The organism is Caballeronia cordobensis (assembly GCF_001544575.2).
In the GTDB taxonomy this organism is placed as follows: Bacteria; Pseudomonadota; Gammaproteobacteria; order Burkholderiales; family Burkholderiaceae; genus Caballeronia; species Caballeronia cordobensis.
Window position 1 is genome coordinate 24759 of record NZ_FCNY02000017.1, and the last position, 19200, is coordinate 43958.

A 19200-nucleotide genomic window follows, 5' to 3' on the forward strand; every position below is an offset into this window, starting at 1 on the left:
TGCTCCCCGTTCGTTGATGAGGCCCGGGCACGCTGTGACACCGCCCTGAAACGTTCGCGCGGATTGACTCTACAGGCCGAACGCGAGCGCCATCGAGAACGCCTTGTTCGCGCACTACGTACGCCGGGACGCCCTTTCTAGCCGTCCCGGCGTTTTTCTATTCGACGCTAACCCAAAGAATCAGCTCTTCGCCTTCGGCATCTGCGACACCAGCGACAGGCCGATATCCATCCCTTCCACCTGGAAGTGCGGCACGATGAACAGCTTGATGCGGAAGAAGCCGGGGTTGTCCTCGATGTCTTCGACCATCACCTTCGCCTCGCGCAGCGGATGCGACGCCTGCAGTTCGTCGCCCGGGTCCTTCATCTCGGTGACGAGGCCCTTGATCCAGTTGTTCAGTTCGAGCTCCAGCAGACGACGATCCTTGGTCGTGCCGATGTTCTCGCGCTGAATCAGCTTCAGGTAATGCGCAATGCGCGACAGCAGGAAGATGTACGGCAGACGCGCGTTGATGCGGCTATTCGCCGTCGCTTCCTTGGTCTCGTAGAGCGCGGGCTTTTGCGACGAATTCGCCGAGAAGAAGCACGCGAAATCGTGGTTCTTGTAGAACGAGAGCGGAATGAAGCCGAGGTTGGCGAACTCGAACTCGCGCGTCTCGGGAATCAGCACTTCGGTCGGGATCTTCGGCTGCACGCCGGTACCGAGGTCGTACAGATGCACCGGCAGGTCTTCCACCTTGCCGCCCGCCTGCGGGCCGCGAATCTGCACGCACCAGCCGTTGTTCACGAAGCTGCGCGTCATGTTCGCCGCGAACGCAAACGACGCATTCACCCACAGATAGCGATCGTGGTCCGGGCCCTTCACCTGCTCCTCGTAGTTGAACGCGCGCACGGGCGTCGTATCTTTGCCGTAGGGCAGGCGGCCCAGCACGCGCGGCATCACGAGACCGACGTAACGCGAGTCGTCCGTGTCGCGGAAGCTCTTCCACTTGATGTATTCGGCGCGATCGAAATAGTTGCCGATATCCTGAATGGCCGCGACTTCCTCCATCGACTTCTTGCCGAAGAAGGCCGCGCCCACCGAGCCGATGAACGGCATATGCGCCGCCGCCGCGACCTTCGAGATGTTGCGCAGCAAGGCCACGTCCTGCGGCGAGTTCGCGAATTCGAAGTCGCTGATCATCGCGCTGATCGGCTGGCCGCCCGGCGTGTCGTATTCCTCGATGTACGTGAGCCGGTACAGCCCGCTCTGGATCAGTTCCGGCGCGTCTTCGAAGTCGCGCACGAGCGCGTCCTTCGAGACGTCGAGCACCTCGATACGCGCGTTCTTGCGGAAATCCGTGCGCGATACAAGCATCTTCAGGCCACGCCAGCGGCCTTCCAGCGCCTGAAATTCGGGGTTGTGCATGACCGAATCGAGCTGACGGCTGATCTGCCGGTCCAGTTGACCGATGAAGAAATCGAGCAGCGACTTGTCGAGGCGATCCACCGGCTTGCTCGTCTGCGCGACGAGATCGAGGAACGCGCCCATGCCGCGCGCCAGGCGCTCGTCGGCGGAGGCTTCGGACAGCATGTCGTTGTCACGGAATGCTTCGAGCGGGCGCGCCTGCGACACCGGGCTCAGATTGATCTTGTCGCAGAGGGCAGCGTAGACGCTGTCGCCATGTGACGCTTGCGGGGCGTCGAGCACGACGGTCTCGCCAGCGGCGCTCGCGCGGGCTTCTTTCTTGTTCATTTCGGGTCCTGTCTGGGATGCGGGTCGATGCGAGCCGGAAGGCTCAGGCGTGTCCTTCGGGCTGCGTCGCCGCCGTGGCGATCTGCGAGAGCTCGCCGCGCAGCTTGTCGGACAGTTCCTTGTTCTTCAGGATCTTTTCGAACTCGCGGCGGAACGTGCCGTTGTCGAGCAGATTCGACTTCAGGTCGCGCAGCAGATTGCGCACGGCGAGCAGCGCCTGCAACTCGGGAATCTGACGCGCCACCTGCTCCGGCTCGAAGTCCTTCATCGAACGGAAGGAGAGGTTGACCGGCAACTCGGAGCCATCGCTCGCGAGCGTGTTCTCGGCTGCGAACTTCAGGTCCGGCGCGTAGTCGGCGAGCACCGCATCGAAATTGTTCTTGTCGATGTTGACTTTCTTGCGCTCGGACAAAGGCGCCTGCTCACGCCCCGCGCTGAAATCGCCCGCGACGAGCAGCTTGAGCGGCAATTCGACCTTCTTTTGCGCGCCACCCGTATGCAGATCGAGCGTGATCGAAACTCGGCTTTTGGGAATCTCTCTCTGGAAGCTATCCATCAATAATCCTTAGTAAAAAGACCAAACTCATCTCGATATTGAGATGTGAAACTGATTTTTGCTGCACCCGGGAGGCATTGACCGCACTCGCGCTCAAGCGCTTGATTGGGGCCGTATTAGAACAGGTTTCACATCAACCTTAAAGCATCTATCAGTCTGCCTAAATAATTTGCAGATTGGCACTCCACAAATTAAATCACTTTCACTAACAATGACTTAGCACGCGTCCACGAATATCGCCTCGCCCGCACGGGCGCGCATGCCAACGCTGGCGCATACATTAATTGACGAATCTCAACTACATCACGCTCGTCCCGGAATAGCGTTTCCATGCGTTCATCCTGAGACAAGTACTTGTTATCAAACGGATCTCGCTCTTCGCACCGCTTCAGATCCCTCTATATGGCTAGGTATACGAATTGAATCTCCGGCTATAGAATCACGTCCCTAATTCATTCTAATAAGCATTACAAACGACATTCATGCGGATAGACAAACCGCTTTGGCACGAAGGCCTGATTCTCACGCAGCAGCATTTCCAGCAACAGGAAAGGTGGACGGAGTTCACTCTGCGCCAGTTCACGACGGCCGCGCTCGCGCAACCGTGGGGAACGCTCGGCGTCGAAGTCGACGAAGACGCGCTTGCCGCCGGCCGTTTCAAGCTCTCGAGGCTGAAGCTGCGGTTTCCCGACGGCACGCCCATCGACACCTCGGCCGCGCAACCGCTGCCGCCCGCGCGCGACCTGTCGCAAGGCGTGGGTTCGGAACGGCAAAGCGTCACGGTGCTTGCCGCGCTCGCCCTGCCCGATGCCAACGGCAACAACTGCCGCATGGACGAGTCGACACTCACGCGCCCGCGCCGCTCGTACCGCGAGTTCGTCAAGGTGGTCGATCTGAACGGCTCGGACGATGTCGAGATCGCCGCGGAGCGTCATGCCGTGCGCCTGCTCTTCGATTTCGAGCCGCATGCCGACGACACCGTCTGCGCCATCGCGCGTCTCACGCGATCGACGAGCGGACAGTTCCAGCTCGACCGCCGCTATGTGCCGCCTTGCCTGTCGCTCGGTGCGCATGCGCTGCATGTGGAGCGCATCACGCGCATGGCGGACATCCTGCTGGCCAAGAGCCTCGCGCTCGGCGCGCGGCGCAGCGAACGCATCGAACAGGTGGCCGAATACGGCGTCGCCGACGTCCAGTTGTTCTGGCTGCTGCACTGCATTCATGCGGCGTGGCCCAGGCTGCGCTTCCTCGCGTCGAATCCGAACCTGCCGCCCGAGCGGCTGTACGCGGTGCTATCCGAACTCGCGAGCGCCCTCTTGACCTTCTCCACGGGTTCGCAACTCACGGATATCCCGTCCTACGACCATGTTCGCGCGGACGAAGTGTTCGCCGAGCTCGAATCGATGATCCGGAATCTGCTCGACGCGATCATTCCGTCGCGGGTCGTGCCGATCGATCTCGCGCATGACAACGCGACGACCTGGAACGGCAAGATTCTCGATACGCGCATCGCGGAAGGCGCCGCCGACTGGTATCTGTCGGTCAACTCGACGCTGCCCGCCTTCGAGCTCGTCGAACGGATTCCGCGCCTGTGCAAGATCGGCGCGCCGGACGAAGTCGATCACATCGTCAATTCGGCGCTCGCGGGCATCGCGCTGAAAGCCGTCCAGCGCGTACCGGCCGCGATTCCCGTGCGTCTCGACAATCAATACTTCGCGCTCGATGCGGCGAGCCCGGCGCTCGCACGCATGCTGGCCGCGCGGGCTTGCCAGATCTATCTGCCGACATCCGTGCCGGATGTCTCGCTCGAACTCTACGCGGTGCTGCGCTCATGAACATGCTGACTTCGTCTCACGCGCAAGCGCCGCTCGTCGAACCGACGTCGGGGGCGGCCTCTGCATCCGCGAGCGGCATCCGCGATCTCCTGCGCGACACAGCGCTCTTCGTGGCGACGCTGTCGACAGGCGGCGCGGCCGGAGACTTCGAAGCCCTGCGCGCGCGCTGCACCTCGATGGTCGCCGATTTCAGCGCGGCGCTCGATCGCCGGGGCTATCCGGAAGACGTGCGCGACGACGCATTGAAAGCGCAATGCGCGCTGCTCGACGAAACCGCGCTCCAGCATCTTTCCGGGCAAGACCGGTCGAACTGGTCCGCTTATCCCCTGCAAGTGCAGCAGTTCAACCAGCACGATGCCGGCGAGCGCGTGTTCGAACGGCTGGAGTTGCGCATGCGCGAGCGATCGCCGCAGACCGACCTGCTCGAATGCTACGCGGCGATTCTCGGTCTCGGATTTCTCGGCCGCTACGCGCTCCACGGCGCGAACGAGCGGCAAACGCTCATGGCCGAACTGAACGCGCTGATCGAGCGGCTTCGCCCGCAGCGCGAGCGTTCGCTCGTCATCGACCAGCCGGGACGGCGTTTCGGCGACGCGTTCCGGCGCATGTCGCCGTGGGCGATCGCGGCATTCGGCTGCATCGTCGCGCTCGTCGCCTGGCTCGTCTGGCATGCCGTGCTCGATGCACAGCTCGCCGCGCTGCTCCCGCACACCGTCAAGCCGTGAACGCCATGCAAAGGTTGGGTTATCCGGCTCGCACGATCGTCGTCTTCGCGGCGCTGCTCGCGCTCGCCGTCAACGGGCTCGTGCAGCCGTTCGGCAAGGAATGGCTCTGGCTTTCCACGGTCGCGATTCTGATCGTCGCGGCGGCGCTCGTCGGCTGGCGCACGCGGCGCCTGTCTCACGCGCGCAGGCAGAGCGCGCCGATTCTGCAGGCGCTGGGCGCGGCAACGGTCGATATTCCGCTGAGCCTGCGCGCCCGCATGCCGCTCGTGCTCGTCACGGGCGACGCGCTCGCATCGCTCTTCGACCACGGCGCGGGCGCAACGCGTCTCGTGTATATCGGCGACGGCGCGATCTGGCTGCGTGTCGATCGCCCGCAGGATCTGCCTCAGGTCGCGCTCGCGATGCGCCAGTGGCGTGACGGCCAGCCGCCGGACGGCGTCGTGCTGAGCGTGGCGCCCGCGCTTCACGCCGATGCCGATGCGCTCGTGCAGCGCCTGCGCGTGACACGGCAGGCGCTCGCCGATGCCGCCCGTATCGTCGGTGCGCGCCTGCCGGGCTATGTCGCCGTGTATCAGCGGCTGACGCCGCTCGCGCCGCGCGATGCGGATCTCGCGCGGCAGTGGCACAGCGTCTCCGCCAGTGCGCCGCTCATCGACGCGCAACGCATCGAAGCCGTCATCCGGAACGCGGAGAACGATCCCCGCCCCGACCCGGACGCGCGCTATGCGGCCGTCCATGCCGCCGCGCTCGCATCGATCGTCGGATGGACGCAGCGCGTGATCTTCGGCGCGCTCACCGATCCGCGCCAGCCCGCCGCGCCCTGGGCGCTCCATGGCGCGGGCTGGATCGACTGCGGCCCCGCCAGCGACGCCGGAAAACCGTGGGAGCAGGACGTGCAGCGGCACACGCGCATCGCGCCGGCGCGCGTCGATGCGACGCCCGCGCCGTGGCCGCTGCCGCAGCCACTGATCGAAGCGATGCCGCGCCGCGTGGCGATCTCGCCGCGTCTCGCCGCGTTCGCGCACGCCATCGGCATCACGGCGCTGGCCGCGGGCGCCGCCTTTCTCGGCGCGGGCCGTCACAACGCCCAATTGCTCGACCGGGTGCATGCGGATCTGGGCCGTTACGCCTCCATCGCCGCGGATCACGACGACGCGCGACGCGACGCCTTGCGCGCGCTCGTCGCCGATCGCGACGAACTCGACCGCTACGCGCGCACCGGCGTGCCGCTGCGTCTGTCGTTCGGGCTGTATCACGGCGCGCAACTTCTGCCCGCGCTCAACACGGCCATCGCCAGCTATCAGCCGCCGCCTCCGCCGCCAACCGTCGTGACGCTCGACAACATGTCGCTCTTCGACAGCGGCAAGGCGAACCTGAAGCCCGGCTCCACGCGCACGCTCGTCGAAGCGGTCGAAATGATCAAGGCGCATCCCGGCAAGCGCATCCTGATCGCCGGTCATACCGACGATTCGGGTGATGCGAACAGCAATCTCAGGCTCTCGAACGCGCGCGCGGCGGCGTTGCGTACCTGGCTGATCGAAGCGACGGGCATTCCGGCGACCCAGTTCGCGGTGCAGGGTTACGGCGACACGCGGCCGATCGCGGACAACCGCACGCCCGAGGGCCGCGCGAGAAACCGTCGCGTGGAAATCACGCTGGTGCCGGAGACGGCAGCGCGCGCGCAGTGACATCCCTATTTGAATCCCCGGGGCTCGTCTCCGGGATCTTGTGGCTCAGGAACCATCCTGAGCATTGCTTGGCAGTACCAACGAGGAGCAGTAAATGGCAATTCCCGCATATTTGTGGCTGAAGGATGACGGCGGCGCCGACATCAAGGGTTCCGTCACGGTGCAAGGTCGCGAAGGCAGCGTCGAAATCGTCGAGTTCGATCACGGCGTGCACATTCCGACCGATGGCAACACGGGCAAGCTGACCGGCACGCGTGTCCACGCACCGATCACGCTGACGAAGGAAACCGACTCATCGACGCCGTACCTGTACAAGGCGGTGACGAGCGGCCAGACGTTGAAGTCGGTCGAGATCAAGTGGTACAAGATCGACGACGCGGGCAAGGAAAAGGAGTACTTCAACACCAAGCTCGACAACGTCAAGGTCGTCGCAGTGCGTCCGAAGATGCTCGACATCAAGAATCCGGCCTACGAGAAGCACAACCACCTGGAAGAAGTCGAACTGCGCTACGAACAGATCACCTGGTCGTACAAGGACGGCAACATCATCCACAAGGACACGTGGAACGAGCGCGCGTAAGCGCCTCATGACGACGTAAGTCGTCGGAGCCAGTCCGCTTGCAGCGGGCTGGCTTCACGTCTTCGATTTCCCTATCCCGCCTCCCTCTTTCATCCCTCGTCACCGGACTTTCCATGACTCTGCGCGATTCCACTCATCTGCTTCGCCGTCTCAACCCGCACTGCGCCCGCACGCTCGAAGCGGCCGCGAGCCTGTGCCAGACGCGCCTCGCCGACGAAATCACCGTCGAGCACTGGCTGCTGAAGCTGATCGAGGCGGACGACGGAGATATTCCGGCGATCCTGCGTCACTATGAGATCGATGTCGAAGCGATCTGGAATGCGCTGCTCGCCGCCATCGATCGCCTTCCGCGCACGCTGCGCGGCATGCCGTCGCTCTCCATTCAGCTCGCGAGCGTATTGCAGGACGCGTGGAATCTCGCGTCGCGTGACGATATCGACGGCACGATCCGCTCGGCGCATCTGCTGAGCGCGATCATCGCCGCGCCGCACGCGATGCGCACGCAGGATGCGTGGCCGCTCTTCTCCCTTTCCGGCGCGCAGATCGAGCGCGTGTTGGCGCGTCTCGGACGCGCATCGTGCGAGAACGCGTCAGCGCAGCAAGAAGACGACGACGCCGCGGCCGCACCCGCGCCGGCAACGCCCGCAACGCCGCCGCGCTCGACCGAAGGCGAAGCCCTCGCGCGCTTCGCGATCGATCTGACGGACAAGGCGCACCGCGGCGAGATCGATCCGGTGTTCGGCCGCGATCGCGAAATTCAGCAGATGATCGACGTGCTCGTGCGCCGCCGCAAGAACAACCCGATCCTCGTCGGCGAACCAGGCGTCGGCAAGACGGCGCTCGTCGAAGGCTTCGCGCTGCGCGTGGCGGAAGGCAGCGTGCCGTCGCCCCTGCGCGACGTGCGCATCCTCACGCTCGATCTCGGGCTGCTGCAGGCCGGCGCGGGCGTGAAAGGCGAATTCGAGCAGCGCCTGAAGAACGTGATCGACGAGGTGAAGGCTTCGGCGACGCCGATCGTGCTCTTCATCGACGAGGCGCACACGCTGATCGGCGCGGGCAATTCGGCCGGCGGCTCGGATGCGGCCAACCTGCTGAAGCCGGCGCTCGCGCGCGGCGAATTGCGCACCATCGCCGCGACCACATGGTCGGAATACAAGGAATACTTCGAGCGCGACGCGGCGCTCGAACGGCGCTTCCAGATGGTCAAGGTCGAGGAGCCGGACGACGAAGCGGCCTGTCTCATGCTGCGCGGCCTCGCGACGCGCTACGCGAAGCATCACGACGTGCACATCCGCGATGAAGCGCTTGTTGCGGCGGTCAAGCTCTCGCGCCGCTATATCCCCGCGCGTCAGTTGCCGGACAAGGCCGTCGATCTGATCGACACCGCCGCCGCGCGCGTGCGCATGGGTATCGACACGCCGCCCGCCGAATTGCAGCGCGCCCGTGCGGCCGTGGCGGCGCTGGAGCTCGAACGCTCGGCCATCGACGCGGACGAGCGCGCGGGCATCGACGACGCGGCCGCGCGCTGCGAAACGCTCGTCGCCGCGCTCGCGCAGGCGAATCACGAACTGGCCGACGTTCAGGCGCGCTACGAACGCGAGCGCTCGCTGGTTCAGGCGCTGCTGAAACAACGCGGCGACGGCCAGACCCGGCCGGACGCGCACGCGTTCGCGACGGCAAAGAACGCGCTCGCCGAAGCGCAAGGCAAGACCCCGCTGATCTTCGCCGATGTCGATGCGCAAGCCATCGCACGCGTGGTCGCGGAATGGACGGGCGTGCCGGTCGGCAATCTCGTCGAAGACGAACTGCTGAATCTGCTCACGCTGGAAGATCAGTTGCAAAAACGCGTGATCGCGCAGGACGACGCGCTCGGCATGCTCGCGCAAAGCCTGCGCACCGCGAAAGCGGGGCTCAAGAGCGAGCACGCGCCGCTCGGCGTATTTCTGCTGACGGGCACCTCGGGGGTCGGCAAGACCGAGACGGCGCTCGCGCTCGCCGATGTGCTGTTCGGCGGCGAGGCCGCGCTCACGACCATCAACATGTCGGAGTATCAGGAAGCGCACTCGGTTTCACAGTTGAAGGGCTCGCCGCCGGGCTACGTCGGATACGGACGCGGCGGCATTCTGACCGAAGCCGTGCGTCAGCGGCCTTATAGCGTGGTGTTGCTCGATGAAGTCGAGAAGGCGCACCGCGATGTGCTCGACATGTTCTATCAGGTGTTCGACCGCGGATCGATGCGCGACGGCGAAGGCCGCGAGATCGACTTCCGCAATTGCGTGATTCTGATGACCTCGAACCTCGGCAGCGAGCAGATTCACGACGCGGCCACGGACATGCCCGACATCGCGCACGCCGCGCTGCTCGACGCTATTCATGAACCGCTCGTCAGGCACTTCCAGCCGGCGCTGCTCGCGCGCTTCCAGACGCTCGTCTACCGGCCGCTGGATGTGAGCGCCCTCGGCAGCATCGTGCGGCTGAAGATCGCGAAGATCGCCGGTCGTCTGAAGCGGCAGCACGGCGTCACACTCGTCTGCGACGACTCGCTGATCGGATCGCTCGCTGATCTCAGCCTGTCGCGCGAATCGGGCGCGCGCAGCATCGACGCGTTTCTCGATCAGCGCATTCTGCCGACGGTATCGCGCGAACTGCTCACGCGAATGGCGAGCGGCGCCGCGCCTGCAGAGATTCGTCTCGCGCAATCGGAAGAAGGCAATCTGACGATCGAGTTCGTGGATTGCGATGAAGCCGGTTTCGCGGCCGGTTGAGGCGAGCGAACATGCCCGGCCCGTCCCTCTATGAAATGCTGCTTGGCCAGATCGACGGCGAGCCGCTCGCGGATTTCGACGACCGCACGCTCGAAATCCTGAGCGTGCAACAGAACGTGCGGCGCATTCTGAACACGCGGGCCGGTGCGCTCAAGCATCTGCCCGACTATGGCTTGCCTGATCTGACCAACATCTACAAGGCGCTGCCCGCGTCGTCGCAGGCGCTCAAGGAGCAGATGGAAACGACGGTCCTGAAGTACGAGCCGCGCATCCGGGCGATCGACATCCAGATGGTGGAGACGCCCGAGCCGGGACTGCAAGTCAGTTTCGAAATGATCTGTCATCTGAAGCGCGCGGGGCTCGTGCGCTTCGGGACGTATTTCACGCCGCCCGGCGTTTTCAGGCTGGAGCGGCGCGTGCGTGAGGGGAAGATTTAGACCTTCCCCCGAATCGCAACCGCCCCCTACTCCTGCCAATTCCCCGCCCCACCCGCAAGCGCCGGCACCCCCACCCCATCCCTCCTGCGCGCCTCACGCGCCTCATCGGCCTCCACCGTCTTGCTCGTATCGATGAAAAGCGCCGCGAACGCGCCGACCGCAAGCAGCGCGGCCGAGATCGTGAACGGCACGTTATAGCTGCCCGTCTCCTGAATGAGATAACCGAACACGACCGGCGACGTCATCCCCGCAATCCCGAAGCCGGTATTCATCATGCCGCCCGCCGTGCCCGCATACTTGCCCGCGATATCGAGCGGCAAGGTCCACAACACCGGATTCGTGATCTCAAGGAAGAAGAACGATCCCGTCAGGAACCACACAGCCGCGATCGGGCTGGGGGCATTGACCATCGGCACGAGAAAAGCGAGCGATCCGCCCATGCCGACCACCAGGATGCTGCAACGCGCGAGACGCAGCTTGCCCGTCATCTTGTAGATGCGGTCCGATATCACGCCGCCGAGCGTATCGCCGATCACGCCCGCGAGCAGCGGCAACGCGGTGAAGAGCGCGAGATGCTTGAGATCGAAGCCGCGCGCTTCCTTCAGATACGAAGGCAGCCACGTCAGATACACCCACAGCAGCCAGCCGTAGCAGAAATCGACGAACGTCACGAGCCACATGCGATGAATCAGCTTGCGCCACGGCGTCGGATTCTTTCTCGCGCGCGCGCAGTCCCCCGCGCGGTAGCCGATCTCCGCGGTCTCCTCGGGCGTGATGCGCCGATTCTCGTCGGGCGAATTGGTGAACACGAAGAAGTAGAGCACCGTCCACGCAAGGCTCGCAACGCCCAGCAGAATGAACGCCTCGCGCCAGCCCGCCGCGGCCACGACCGCGAGCACGAGCGGCGGCGTCACCGCGCCGCCGAGCCGCGCGAAGCTATGCGTGATCCCTTGCGCAAAGCCGCGTTCATGCACGGGCATCCAGAAGGTGAAGGCGCGCGTTGCGGTCGGAAATGCGCCGCCTTCGCCGATGCCGAGCGCGAGCCGCATCAGCACCAGCATGCCGATGCTGCCCGCGAAGCCCGTCGCGAGCGTCGCTGCGCCCCAGATCAGCGAGAGCACGGTCAATACGAGCTTCGGTCCGAATCGGTCCGCGAGCCATCCGCCGACGATCTGCATCACCGCATACGGATACGCGAACGCGGAGAACACGAGTCCGAGCTGCACGGACGTCAATCCCATCTCCTGACGGATCAACGGTCCCGCAACCGCGATGTTCACCCGGTCGATGTACGAGATGAAGTACATCAGACACATCACGCCGAGAATGATATGGCGCGTCTTCACGCGCTGACGATGATTGTTCATGCTGTCTCCTATCCTATGTCCATCTGATGTGGAATGGTTGAGCCTTCGCTTACGCGGGCTGCACGAGTTTCAGGCGCTGCACCTTGCCCGACGGCCCGCGCGGCAACGCGTCGGTGAAGTGGAATTCGCGCGGCGTCTTGTAGCGGCCGAGTTCGCGCAAGCAATGCGCGCGCAGTTCCGCGATATCGAGCGACTGCGCGCCGCCGCTCGGCACGATGAACGCGACGATGTCCTGTCCGTACGCCGGATCGGGCACGCCGACCGCCGCCGCTTCGAGCACGCCGGGATGACGCAGCAGCGCTTCATCGATCTCGCGCGGCGCGATGTTCTCGCCGCCCTTGATGATCAGTTCCTTCGCGCGGCCGTTGATGTAGAAGAAACCGGCCGCATCGCGATAGCCGAGATCACCGGTGCGCAGCCATCCGTCGTCGGTGAAGGCATGACGGGTTTCGTCGGGACGCTTGTAATAGCCGCTCATCAGTTGCTCGCCGCGCAGCACGAGCTCGCCGGTTTCATCGGGCGCGCACTCGCGTCCATCGAGAGCGACGATCTTCGCTTCGCCGCCCGACGGCAGGCCGATGCTGCCCAGCCGCCTCATCGCATGGTCATACGGATTACTAAATGCTGGCGCGGCGGTCTCCGTCATCCCCATCGTTTCTATGATGCCGATGCCAAAGCGCGCCTCGAACGCGCGATGATGATCGGCCGGCAATGCCGCCGACGCACTGCGGCAAAACTTGAGCGCGGAAAGATCGCAGTCTTGCGCGCCCTCGCCGTTCAGGAGATACGCGACGATCGTCGGCACGACGTTGATCCACGTGCAGCCGTATTGCGATGCCTCGTTCCAGAACGTGCGCGCGGAAAAGCGCGGCGTCATCACCGCGGAGCCGCCATGAAAGAGCGGTGTCAGAAGCGCGACGACAAGACCGTTGATGTGATAAAGCGGCAACGAGACGAGCACGCGATCATCGTCGGACAGGCGGTGCTCCGCGCTGATATTGCGCATGTTCGCGAGCAGGCTCCGATGACTCAGCAACACGCCCTTGGGCGCGCCCGTCGTGCCGGACGTGTACATCAGGAGCGCGGTCTCGCCCGCGACGATCCGCGTTCCCGGCGTTTCATCGCGCGCGGGCGGCATCGCGCGTTCGGGAAGCGCCGGGATGTCGGGCAGCGCGTTCGCATCGGGCGATGTGTGTATCACCGCGATATCGCGTTCCATGCCTTCGCGGCGCAGCGCATCGATCGCTTCGACGATCGTGTCGCGCGTATCGTCCGCAACGAAGATCGCGCGCGTATCCGAATGCTCGACGATATAACGCACCTGCGACGGCTGACATAGCAGATTCAGCGGATTGGCGACGAACCCGCCATACATCGCCGCCAGCAGAAGGCGCGCGGTCTGGATGCCGTTTCCCATGAAGACCGAGACGACATCGCCCGGGCGCAAGCCGGCTTCGTCAAAGCGCGTGGCGAGCGCGATGCAGTCGTCGCGCAATGCGCCGAAGGTCAGCGTGTCTTCGTGCGTCGCGGAGAGCAGGAACGGTTTCTCCGGCGCGTGTTCGGCGCGCGCATCGATCAACGCGCGCAGCGTCGGCGCATCGAGCGGAAGCGGTTCGGCCGATACGATTCGATCGGGCAGCGCGCTCATCGTCCGACCCTCCGGAAGTAATCGCCGAGCAGCGCATCGACATCAGGCACGTGTTCCTCGATCTGGTACGCGACGCGCGTCACGTTCAGGTATTGCCGATAGCCGAGATTCGACGAGAAGTTATTGCCGCCCCAGGTGCCGCAGCCCATCGAGAGCGAGAACGGCAGGCCGTTGTCGAAGTTGCCGCCGGTCGCGAGGCAATGCGCCTGATCGACGATCACGCGCGCCACCGGCAACTGCATGCCGAGCGTGACCGCGAGCGCGTCGTCGGCGCCATGCACGCCGACCGAATGTCCCGCGCCCATGTAGCCGTATATGCCGCGCACGATATCGATGGCGTGCGCAACGTCGCGCGCGCGATAAACCGTCAGCACGGGCGAGAGCTTTTCGCCGGAAAACGGATAGCCGGGTCCGTAGCCGGTTTCTTCGACCATCAGGAATGCCGGCTCGCGCGCGGCGATATCGTCGAGGCCGGCTTCGCGCGCGATGACCGCCGCGCTACGCGCCGTGCAGTGCGCCGAGAGTTTGCCGTCGTGCCACATCGCCGCCTGCAAGCGCGCCTTCTGCGACGCATCGAGCATGACGCCGCCCTGCTTCGTCAATGCATCGACCATGCGCGCATACATCGCGTCTTCGATCACGACGCTGTTTTCCGACGAGCAGCTCGTCGCGTTATCGAAGGTCTTCGAGAGCGCGATCTTTTGCGCCGCATCATCCGGATGAGCGCGCGCCGTGACGATCGACGCAACGTTGCCCGCACCCACGCCGAAGGCCGGTGTGCCGCTCGTGTACGCCATGCGCACGTTGGCTTGCGATCCGGTCGCGACGACGAGATCCGCGAGCTTCATCAGCGCGGCGGTGGCCGCCTTCCCGATCGGCTGCGGCAACATCTGCACGAGATCGCGATCGAGACCGGCCTTCGCGAACTCCGCATGGATGAAGTCGATAAGTAACGCGCACGACGAATAGCCCTTCGGCGAAGGCGCGACGATCACCGCGTTGCCGCACTTGAGCGCGTTGACGATCTTGTTCGCGGGTGTGGCGGCCGGATTCGTCGATGGCGTGATCGCCGCCACCACGCCCGCCGCGCGCGCGATCTCGACGATGCCGCGTTCTTCGTCGCGCGCGATCACGCCCGTCGTGGCGACGCCGTGAAGGTCGCGCAACAGGCCGAGCGTCTTGCGATGGTTCTTGCGGAACTTGTCGTCGGCGTTGCCGAGACCGGTATCGCGCACGGCAAGCTCGGCGAGCCGCCGGTTGCGTTGCGGCTCCATGATCGCCCACGCGGCGGCCGCGGCGGCGGTGTCGAGCGTCTCTTGTCCCGCTTGCTCGAAGCGGCGTTGCGCGGCGCGCGCCCGCTCGACGATGCGTTTTACATCGGCTTCGTTGGTATCGGGCGCGTCGTCGCGGGAACGCGCGAGTGTTGCGCCGCTTGCCATGTCATTCATGCGATAAACCTCGGCTGTTGGAAGATTGGAGGTGCTATCCAATCTAGTCAGCCGTGTCCGTCGCGCGGTCCCGTTTTCTGGACTAACGCATGCGGCAAAACCGTCAGCATCGAAAAATCAGCTTTTCGGGACTTTCCAGAGTCCCGAAAAGCGCTGTTTTCGACGCACAATGAAATACAAACGCAAAGTCAGCAGACGGAGACAAGCAACGTGACGTCGAATCAATCGAATGCCGCCGCCGTGCGCGCGTTCCGCGTGCTCGAAACGCTTGCCGAAGCGAACCGCCCGCTCTCGATGACCGAGCTCGTCGACGCGCTCGGCCTGCCGAAGCAGACGGTGCATCGCATTCTCGTGCAACTGATGGACGCATGGCTCGTCACGCGCGGCGCAAGCGACCGGCTCTACGAATGCTCCGCGCGCGTGCGCACGCTCGCCATCAACGTGCTGATGCATGCGGGGCCCGCCGCGGCGCGTCATGCGCTGCTCGAACAGCTCGTCGCGCGCGTCGGTGAAACCTGCAATCTCACGATGCTCGCGGGCAACGACGTCGTCTATGTGGATCGCGTGGAAACGGGCTGGCCGCTGCGCATGCATCTGCAGCCCGGCTCGCATGTGCCGCTGCATTGTTCGGCAAGCGGCAAGCTATTGCTGAGCTTTCTGCCGAAGGAACGGCGCGAGCGCATGATCGAGCGCCTGCCGTTGCGATCCTATTCCGAACGCACCATTACCGATCGCGATGCGTTGCGCCGCGAACTGGCGTTGACGCGCCGCCGCATGCTCGCCATCAACAATCAGGAGCATTTGCAGGGACTCGTCGCGATAGCCGTGCCGGTGATGCTGGACCGCAATCGCGCATGCGCGGCGATCGCCATTCAGGCGCCGGTGGGGCGCGTCGCGCTCGATCAACTGCTCGCCTTCGAGCCGGATCTGCGCCGCACGGCCGAGGAAACCGCCAAGACCTTCAGGGAATGACGCTTTAGAGAACTTCAGAGAACGACAAAGGCCGGTTTGCTGCATCGCAAACCGGCCTCTGATTTAACGCTTATCGTTCGACGGTTTGCAGATGCTGCGCCGAATGATCTTCCGATTCGATCTCGACCTCTTTGCGGCCGCGCTTGAACACGATATACGCGACGATCAGAATGCCGAGACTCGCGACGCCCAGCCACAGCGGTTTGCGCTGATCGGGAATGAAGGCCATCGCGACGAGAATCGCCGTCATCCCGAAGATCGCGAGCCACGTGAGATAGGGAAATCCCCACATGCGCACGCGCAGGTCGTTCGCTTCGAAGCTCGTCATGCGGGCACGCAGCCGCAGTTGCGAGAACGCGATCAGCAGGTACACGAAGATCGCCACGGTGCCGTAGGAATTGACGAGGAACGCGAACACCGTATCCGGCGAGATATACGACATCACCACCGAGACATAGCCGAACACCGTGCCGAGCAGAATCGCGCGCACCGGCACGCCGCGCTTGTTGACCTTCGCGAGGCCGAGCGGCGCGTCGCCGTGGCGCGTCAACGCGAACAGCATGCGCGATGCGGCGTACAGGCCCGAGTTCAGCGCGGACAGCACGGCGGTCAGCACGATCGCGTTCATCACGTTCGCGGCGGCAGGCATGCCCATCACTTCGAGCGCGCTTACATAAGGCGTCGCCATCTGATGCGAGTTCCACGGCACCAGCGCCACGACCAGCGCAACCGATCCGACATAGAACACGAGCACGCGCGTGATGACCGAATTGGTCGCCTTCGCGACGGCCTTCGCGGGCTCTTTCGCTTCCGCCGCCGCGATCGTGACGATCTCCGCGCCGAAGTAGAAGCCCGTCGCGGCGACCGCGCCTGTCATGACTGGTCCTATGCCGTTGGGCATGAAGCCGCCGTGGCCGAGGAAGGTCGAGGCGACATCGGTCGTGTGCATCGACGCGGGCCACAGGCCGCATACGTACAGGCCGCCGAGAAACAGGAACACGATGATCGCGCCGACCTTGATCGACGAGAACCAGAACTCGAACTCGCCGTAGCTGCCGACCGAGATGAGGTTCGTCAGCGTGAGCACGACGAGCAGCACGAGACTGATGATCCACGCTGGTACGTCGGGTATCCAGAATTGCACGAGCTTCGCGCCCGCGACCGCTTCGAGCGCGATCACGATGACCCAGAAGTACCAGTACATCCAGCCCGTCAGAAAGCCCGCGAGCTTGCCCGGCCCGCGTGGCGTCTTGAACGCGAGACGCGCGTATTCATAGAACGAGCCGACGGCGGGCATCGCGCAGGCCATCTCGCCGAGCATGCGCATCACGAGCACGACGAGGCCGCCCGTGATGAGAAAAGAAAGAATGGCGGCGGGCCCGGCCTGCTGAATCACCACGCCGCTGCCGACGAAAAGTCCGGCGCCTATGACGCCGCCTAACGCGATCATCGTCATGTGGCGCTGCTTGAGGCCACATTTCAGATCGCCTTGATCCGTGCTCGATTGCATGTCGTCTCCTTCCTGATGGGCTTGTGTCGATTTGACGATCGCCCGCCGATTCATTGCCAGCGGGTCGATGCGTTTCATTCCGTCATGCAGCGCTCTTGCGATACGCGTTCTTCACCGCGATCTTGCCGTTGCTGAACGTGAAGACGTCGACCATGCGCGCTTCGATGCGCGAGCCGTCCGCCTTCGTGCCGCGAAACGTCGATTCCGATACGCCGCGCTCGCCGCTCACGAAATGCTCGCCGTCCTGCCACGAGGCATCGGGGAACGTTTCCCATGCGAGCGTGAAGCCCTTGCGCACGTCATCGCGGCCCGTGAAGGTGCGGCCGAGCGTATCGGGTCCGGCTACGCCGTGAAAGACGCATTCGTCCGCCATGCAGTTCATCAGCGCATCGATGTCGTGGCGGTTCCACGCCTCGTTGAATGCTTGCAGAAGGCGGAGGTAATCCTGATTCGTTTGAGTGCTCATATGCCGATGTGGTGAGTACGTTGAAGAAAGAGATCAGCGCTTTTCGTCCTGCGCCAGATACTTGTGATAAAGAAACCGCTGGCCCACGCGACGGAACGGCGCGAAGCCTTTCCAGCGAACCATGCCCATCACGTTCGGATATTCGAGCGCGGATTCGTAGATCGGCAGCGCATCGCGCGCATGCTGCCATTTGCCCGCGATACGCTCGGCCATACGCCGTCCCGCATGCGCGGAGAACGACACGCCGTTGCCGCCATAACCGACCGCATAAAAAATGCTTTGCTGAGGATCGGGCTGCGCGACGCGCGGCATCATGTCGTGACTGACATCGACCCAGCCCCACCACGAATAGTCGATACGTATGCCCTTCAGCGAAGGAAACTTGCGATGCAGGCCTTCGATGAGCACGTCCATATGCCGCGGATTCGCGGCATCCGCGCCCGTGATCGCGCTGCGGCTGCCGATCTGCACGCGGTTATCCGGCAACAGGCGATAGTAGAAGCGCAGCGTGCGCGTATCGGTGATCACCAGACGCGAGCGGAAATTCGTCGATGCGAGTTCGTCCTGCGTGAGCGGGCGCGTCACGAGCGAGTTCGAGAGAATCGGCATGATCTTCGCCGAGAGCGCGCTGTGCATGTCGTTGCGCGTGTAGCCGCCCGTCGCGAACGCAACCGCTTTCGCGCGGATCACGCCGCGCGGCGTCTTCACGTGATGCACGCCGCGAATCGTTTCCACACCCTGCACCGGCGTGCCCGGATGCACCTTCACGCCGAGCGAGCGCGCCATGCGCAGATAGCCGAACGCGAGCTTGAGCGGATGCACGCCGATGCCATCGGGTTCGAGCAGCGCGCCGCAGCTTTCGCGATCATCGACGTACGATTGCGCGACTTCCTGCGCGCTCAGCATGCGCGTGTCGTAGCCGAAGACATCGCGCATGACCTTGCATTCGTTCGTGAGAAAGTCCATCTTGCGCGCGCGATGCGCGATGTAGAGATGCCCGCCCGGTTGCGGATCGCAATTGAATTCGCCGATCAGCCGCTTGAACGTGTCGAAGCCTTCGCGGATTTCAGCATCGAGTTCGAGGGCCGTCTTCTTGCCCCAGCGCTCGATCCATTGCGAGCGATAGAGACGCCCGCTCGCGTTCTGCCCTTGCCCGCCGTTGCGGCTCGTGCAGCCCCACGCCGTGCGATTGGCATCGACGACGGTCGCGCGAATGCCATGCTCGCGAGCAAGAAAGAGCGCGGTGGACAGGCCGGTGAATCCCGCGCCGACGATCAGCACATCGACATCGGCATCGCCGGGCAAGGGGCCGTCGTCTTCGGGCGGCTCGCCTGCGGACGCAACCCAGTAGGTGGGCGCGTAATCCATCGGTTGCGGGCCGATACGCGAGACGAGCGGATCGTAGAGCGGATCGTAGGGTGCGCACGCGCCATGCATGGCCGGCGCAACGTAGTCGAGAGTAGCCACCG

Annotated in this window: 15 protein-coding genes; 7 read left to right on the top strand and 8 right to left on the bottom strand. The window is 64.2% G+C overall.

The features are described from left to right. Nucleotides 1-180 precede the first annotated feature (180 nt). Both tssC and tssB read right to left on the bottom strand, forming a co-directional pair. Nucleotides 181-1734 (bottom strand): type VI secretion system contractile sheath large subunit, encoded by a 1554-nt coding sequence (gene tssC / locus AWB70_RS27585; RefSeq protein WP_053570823.1) that lies wholly within the window; start codon nt 1732-1734, stop codon nt 181-183. Nucleotides 1735-1777: 43 nt separating this feature from the next. Further along, on the bottom strand, nt 1778-2290 hold the full coding sequence (tssB, locus tag AWB70_RS27590) for a type VI secretion system contractile sheath small subunit (RefSeq protein ID WP_053570824.1): 513 nt from the start codon (nt 2288-2290) through the stop codon (nt 1778-1780). A 482-nt stretch (nt 2291-2772) separates the two neighbouring features. Between tssB and tssK the strand changes: the two genes are divergently transcribed. From tssK to tssE, 6 genes are all read left to right on the top strand, one after another. Next, nucleotides 2773-4125 carry a type VI secretion system baseplate subunit TssK gene (gene tssK / locus AWB70_RS27595; RefSeq protein ID WP_053570825.1) on the top strand — a complete coding sequence of 451 codons (1353 nt, stop codon included), beginning with the start codon at nt 2773-2775 and terminating at the stop codon, nt 4123-4125. Next, a complete protein-coding gene (locus AWB70_RS27600; RefSeq protein ID WP_053570826.1) occupies nt 4122-4850 on the top strand; it encodes a DotU family type IV/VI secretion system protein in 729 nt (242 codons plus the stop codon). Before tssK ends, AWB70_RS27600 begins: the two co-directional genes overlap by 4 nt. A gap of 5 nt (nt 4851-4855) precedes the next feature. Further along, nucleotides 4856-6538 (top strand): OmpA family protein, encoded by a 1683-nt coding sequence (locus AWB70_RS27605; protein ID WP_053571048.1) that lies wholly within the window; start codon nt 4856-4858, stop codon nt 6536-6538. 94 nt (nt 6539-6632) lie between these two features. After that, nucleotides 6633-7118 carry an Hcp family type VI secretion system effector gene (locus AWB70_RS27610; RefSeq protein WP_014193814.1) on the top strand — a complete coding sequence of 162 codons (486 nt, stop codon included), beginning with the start codon at nt 6633-6635 and terminating at the stop codon, nt 7116-7118. Nucleotides 7119-7231: 113 nt separating this feature from the next. Next, nucleotides 7232-9883: a type VI secretion system ATPase TssH gene (gene tssH / locus AWB70_RS27615; RefSeq protein WP_053570827.1), complete on the top strand. Its 2652-nt coding sequence runs from the start codon at nt 7232-7234 to the stop codon at nt 9881-9883. A gap of 11 nt (nt 9884-9894) precedes the next feature. Continuing rightward, nucleotides 9895-10320, top strand: coding sequence for a type VI secretion system baseplate subunit TssE (gene tssE, locus AWB70_RS27620; RefSeq protein WP_045456107.1), 426 nt, complete (start codon nt 9895-9897; stop codon nt 10318-10320). Between the two features lie 26 nt (nt 10321-10346). Here the strand turns inward: tssE and AWB70_RS27625 are convergent, their stop codons facing one another. From AWB70_RS27625 to sauS, 3 genes are read right to left on the bottom strand one after another with little or no spacing between them, the layout of a single operon-like run. Beyond that, nucleotides 10347-11687, bottom strand: a complete 1341-nt coding sequence (locus tag AWB70_RS27625; RefSeq protein ID WP_045456105.1) for an MFS transporter — start codon at nt 11685-11687, stop codon at nt 10347-10349. Nucleotides 11688-11736: 49 nt separating this feature from the next. Then, nucleotides 11737-13335: an AMP-binding protein gene (locus AWB70_RS27630; RefSeq protein WP_053570828.1), complete on the bottom strand. Its 1599-nt coding sequence runs from the start codon at nt 13333-13335 to the stop codon at nt 11737-11739. Next, nucleotides 13332-14783 (bottom strand): acylating sulfoacetaldehyde dehydrogenase, encoded by a 1452-nt coding sequence (gene sauS, locus AWB70_RS27635; protein WP_053570829.1) that lies wholly within the window; start codon nt 14781-14783, stop codon nt 13332-13334. The genes AWB70_RS27630 and sauS overlap by 4 nt, the downstream gene beginning before the upstream one ends. Nucleotides 14784-14993: 210 nt before the next feature. Between sauS and AWB70_RS27640 the strand changes: the two genes are divergently transcribed. Next, the gene (locus AWB70_RS27640; RefSeq protein WP_014193820.1) at nt 14994-15755 is read left to right on the top strand and encodes an IclR family transcriptional regulator; all 762 of its coding nucleotides are present in this window, start codon (nt 14994-14996) and stop codon (nt 15753-15755) included. A gap of 70 nt (nt 15756-15825) precedes the next feature. On the opposite strand, the gene AWB70_RS27645 is transcribed toward AWB70_RS27640, so the two are convergent. The 3 genes from AWB70_RS27645 to AWB70_RS27655 all read right to left on the bottom strand — a co-directional run bounded on the left by AWB70_RS27645 (nt 15826) and on the right by AWB70_RS27655 (nt 19168). Continuing rightward, on the bottom strand, nt 15826-17265 hold the full coding sequence (locus tag AWB70_RS27645) for an amino acid permease (RefSeq protein WP_053571049.1): 1440 nt from the start codon (nt 17263-17265) through the stop codon (nt 15826-15828). An 82-nt stretch (nt 17266-17347) separates the two neighbouring features. Then, the gene (locus tag AWB70_RS27650; protein WP_053570830.1) at nt 17348-17731 is read right to left on the bottom strand and encodes a nuclear transport factor 2 family protein; all 384 of its coding nucleotides are present in this window, start codon (nt 17729-17731) and stop codon (nt 17348-17350) included. A 33-nt stretch (nt 17732-17764) separates the two neighbouring features. Further along, nucleotides 17765-19168 (bottom strand): NAD(P)/FAD-dependent oxidoreductase, encoded by a 1404-nt coding sequence (locus AWB70_RS27655; RefSeq protein ID WP_045456093.1) that lies wholly within the window; start codon nt 19166-19168, stop codon nt 17765-17767. Between the last annotated feature and the right edge of the window lie 32 nt (nt 19169-19200).

Excerpts from the sequence above, each read along its gene's own strand:
- tssC (WP_053570823.1), bottom strand. The coding sequence starts at position 1,734 with ATGAACAAGAAAGAAGCCCGCGCGAGCGCCGCTGGCGAGACCGTCGTG.
- tssB (WP_053570824.1), bottom strand. The coding sequence starts at position 2,290 with ATGGATAGCTTCCAGAGAGAGATTCCCAAAAGCCGAGTTTCGATCACG.
- tssK (WP_053570825.1), top strand. The coding sequence starts at position 2,773 with ATGCGGATAGACAAACCGCTTTGGCACGAAGGCCTGATTCTCACGCAG.
- AWB70_RS27600 (WP_053570826.1), top strand. The coding sequence starts at position 4,122 with ATGAACATGCTGACTTCGTCTCACGCGCAAGCGCCGCTCGTCGAACCG.
- AWB70_RS27605 (WP_053571048.1), top strand. The coding sequence starts at position 4,856 with ATGCAAAGGTTGGGTTATCCGGCTCGCACGATCGTCGTCTTCGCGGCG.
- AWB70_RS27610 (WP_014193814.1), top strand. The coding sequence starts at position 6,633 with ATGGCAATTCCCGCATATTTGTGGCTGAAGGATGACGGCGGCGCCGAC.
- tssH (WP_053570827.1), top strand. The coding sequence starts at position 7,232 with ATGACTCTGCGCGATTCCACTCATCTGCTTCGCCGTCTCAACCCGCAC.
- tssE (WP_045456107.1), top strand. The coding sequence starts at position 9,895 with ATGCCCGGCCCGTCCCTCTATGAAATGCTGCTTGGCCAGATCGACGGC.
- AWB70_RS27625 (WP_045456105.1), bottom strand. The coding sequence starts at position 11,687 with ATGAACAATCATCGTCAGCGCGTGAAGACGCGCCATATCATTCTCGGC.
- AWB70_RS27630 (WP_053570828.1), bottom strand. The coding sequence starts at position 13,335 with ATGAGCGCGCTGCCCGATCGAATCGTATCGGCCGAACCGCTTCCGCTC.
- sauS (WP_053570829.1), bottom strand. The coding sequence starts at position 14,783 with ATGAATGACATGGCAAGCGGCGCAACACTCGCGCGTTCCCGCGACGAC.
- AWB70_RS27645 (WP_053571049.1), bottom strand. The coding sequence starts at position 17,265 with ATGCAATCGAGCACGGATCAAGGCGATCTGAAATGTGGCCTCAAGCAG.
- AWB70_RS27650 (WP_053570830.1), bottom strand. The coding sequence starts at position 17,731 with ATGAGCACTCAAACGAATCAGGATTACCTCCGCCTTCTGCAAGCATTC.
- AWB70_RS27655 (WP_045456093.1), bottom strand. The coding sequence starts at position 19,168 with ATGCATGGCGCGTGCGCACCCTACGATCCGCTCTACGATCCGCTCGTC.